1 protein-coding gene is annotated in these 1,803 nt (G+C 45.0%); it reads left to right on the plus strand.

Annotated features, from left to right (window positions below; all coding sequences use genetic code 11):
• On the plus strand, window positions 1-1,801 hold a 1,801-nt coding region (locus F6K37_RS40700), incomplete at its 5' end, for a serine/threonine protein kinase (RefSeq protein WP_287256987.1).
• Window positions 1,802-1,803: the final 2 nt, after the last annotated feature.

Consider the following 1,803-nt stretch of genomic DNA (forward strand, 5'->3'; position numbering starts at 1 on the left):
ACTCATGAGCAATTTTCTAGACTTATCCAGTCATGATTTCAAAGTGATCAGGGAATTGGGTCATAATCGCGCTGGTGGGAGAGTGACCTACCTAGCCCGAAACCAGGTCAATCACCAATTGGTAGTGATCAAGCAGTTTCAGTTTGCTCAACGCAACAGTAACTGGTCAGACTATGAGACCATAGAAGGGGAAATTCAAGTTTTGCGGGGACTGAATCATCCCGGTATCCCCCGTTACTTAGGGTCATTCCAAACCACTAGGGGCTGTTGTTTGATACAAGAATACAAACATGCTCCTTCCTTGGCTGTACCTCGTAGTTTTGACCCGGAGGAGATTAAGCAAATCGCGGTTGGGTTACTCAACATTCTGGTTTACCTACAACATCGGATTCCTCCGATCATTCATCGAGATATCAAACCGGAAAATATCTTAGTAGATGAGACGATCAATGTTTTTTTGGTAGACTTCGGCTTGGCTCGGATTGGTGATAGTGAACTAGCGGTGAGTAGTGTAGCCAAAGGCACTATCGGGTTTATGGCTCCGGAACAGTTATTTGATAAAGCCCTAAGTAAAGCGTCAGACTTATATGGGTTAGGAGCGACCTTGATTTGTTTACTAACTGGTACTCCATCGACTACGATTAATACTTTAATTGATGAAGACTATTGTCTCAATTTTCAGCATCGTCTACCTCAAGTAAGTTTGAGTTGGCTGGAGTGGCTGAAAAGGATGGTAGAGCTGAAACCTAAAGACCGTTTTCCTGATGCTGAAACGGCTTTAGAAGCCCTTAAGCCAATCTACGTCATCCGGATTCCAGAGGCAAAACTATCCCAACCTTATCTAGAGTTGAGGGCTAAAAAATTAGGGGAAAAACTGACAAAAACTATTACGATTTGTAACACAGTTCCAGACACAGCCTTAGAAAGCCGCTGGCAAATTGCTCCCCATGTCAGTGACCCACCCCATACTCCCTACTTCCATGACTGGATTCGATTGGACACAGCTGATGTTAATGGTAATCAAGGGTTGTGCCACATTACGATAGATACCAGTAAGCTGATGGCAGACCAAACCTATGAGCGCGAGGTATTAATTCACACTAATGCTGAACACTCAACTCAGGTTTTACCCCTGAAAATCCATACTGCTCCGGTACCAATTGCCACGAAAAAACTTCCCTATCTATCCCTAGCGCTATTGATTGGCTTAGCTACTACAGCTACGTGGGTAGAAACTACGGCTTGGGAGGGAATTGTGAGTAACAGTGGGACAATCGGGATTGCGATCGCAACTTTTGTTTCAGTCTTGGTGGCAATGCTGGGATTGACTGCGGCTGTGACATCTGGGATGGTCTCGAAACTGGTAGCAAAAGTCAGAGCCAGATTTAGTATTCCGTTAAAGGCTATGGATACCGTAGCAGCAGTGTTTTTTGCTGGAGTAGCAGCGATGTTGGTAGCTGGATTTGGTGCCAAGTTTCGCGCTACGGATAGCGCGATTGCTACCTTTGCAGCAGTGGATGCGGTAGTGTTTATGGCAGCCTTTGAAGGGGAAGGAGTAGCTCAAAGCTGCCGAAAGCGTGGGTTTAGTAAAATCTTAGCCCTAGGAGTGCCTGTGTTATCGGTAGCCTTGGGGATTAGTTTAGGTATCGGTTTGAAACTAGGATTTTTAAATGTGTTGGTACTGATCGCCATTTTAGTGACAGCAGTTCCCTTAGGTGTGATGATTCTCTATCCACCATTAGAGCGTCTGCGGCAAGTCAAAACCTATCGGAAATTAGAGAGAAATTTGATCAAGCCTTAGAG

The organism is Moorena sp. SIO4E2 (assembly GCF_010671945.1).
In the GTDB taxonomy this organism is placed as follows: Bacteria; Cyanobacteriota; Cyanobacteriia; order Cyanobacteriales; family Coleofasciculaceae; genus Moorena; species Moorena producens.